The organism is Pseudoalteromonas sp. NZS100_1 (genome assembly GCF_015864285.1).
GTDB lineage: Bacteria > Pseudomonadota > Gammaproteobacteria > Enterobacterales > Alteromonadaceae > Pseudoalteromonas > Pseudoalteromonas arctica.
Window position 1 is genome coordinate 1 of the sequence record NZ_JADYXN010000091.1, and the last position, 1,214, is coordinate 1,214.

1 protein-coding gene is annotated in these 1,214 nt (G+C 38.1%); it reads right to left on the bottom strand.

Annotated features, from left to right (window positions below; translation table 11 throughout):
- Positions 1–40: 40 nt before the first annotated feature.
- Entirely contained in the window at positions 41–1,024 is a 984-nt protein-coding gene (locus tag I6F66_RS20635) for an IS110 family transposase (protein WP_197209677.1), read from the bottom strand.
- Positions 1,025–1,214 lie beyond the last annotated feature (190 nt).

Below are 1,214 nucleotides of genomic sequence, written 5' to 3' on the forward strand. Positions count from 1 at the left end.
TTGTAGATACCATCTCTCATTTTAAGCTTCAAGGTCGTATTTAACTTTCTTGGAGCTTAAACGCTTCTTGGTTTTTTATTACACCAAAACATATATGAATGAGCTTTCGCATATTTGCACACACAGCTTGCATCGGTGTTTTACCATTATTTATTAACGTTAACTTGTGTCGTTTTATTGTTTTATTCCATTGCCCGGCGACAATGGCTGCCATATAAAGTTTGCATCGAATTCTGGCTGGCCCAAGTTTACTGATTGACGTTCGCCCTTTTAATTTACCCGATTCATTATGCCGTGGGATTAACCCACAATAAGCCGCCGCTTCTTTGGCTTTATTAAATTTCTTAGCCGCAAATAAATACGTCAGCTCTCTCGATAATACGGGCCCAATGCCAGGGATAGACTCTAGTAGTTTCCTGTTTCTTTTTAAATCAGGTTCATTATCTATGTGGTTATCAATGTCAGATTTAAGCTGTTTAATTTCATCGTCTAAAAACGCGATAGTCACTTTTATCGATTGGCAAACACGTGCTGAAACGTTACTGAATTCACTTGCTTCTAATCGGTTTGCTTCTCGTTGTCGGTTACTCTCAAGCGCATCTAAACGACGAATAAGAGCTTTAAGCTCTCTAACCTCTAATGCTTCAGGTTGCCAATAATTAACGACTGCGTGCTTAGCACAGCCGTAATGAGCAAGCATCGTTGCATCAGATTTGTCTGTTTTGTGAATTATGTTTAAAGCGTCTGCATACTTTTTAGCTTTACCAGGATTCGCTAAAATAATATTAAAGCCTCGCTCGTGTAAAAAATACATCAGTGCTTCATGATAAACACCCGTTGGTTCGAGGGTGATAACGAGCTCATTAGCAGCGCTTTTTGTTGTATTTAAAAGCCATTTTTCTATTGCTAAAAAGTCTTGGCGCTTGTTTTTAAAGACTTTTGTTTTAATCTTGTTTGTAAGCTGGTCTCTCAACCACGATAAATCAATCTTCTCTTTACTAATATCAATGCCGATAAACATCATCTCTACTTACTCCCCTTGTACATACAGCATCTACTTAAAAAAAGTGTGCTTGGATACCATTCAGTTTCTGAGAATAGAAAGTCAGGGCCTTATCTACGGAGCAGTATTAAATACTAGACGCACAGGCAAGCTCACTGACTTCGATGTGATAAACGATAGCTAATCATTTATCAATGAGAGATACAAGACG

Coding starts and splice junctions, on each gene's coding strand:
- I6F66_RS20635 (WP_197209677.1), bottom strand. CDS start 1,024: ATGATGTTTATCGGCATTGATATTAGTAAAGAGAAGATTGATTTATCG.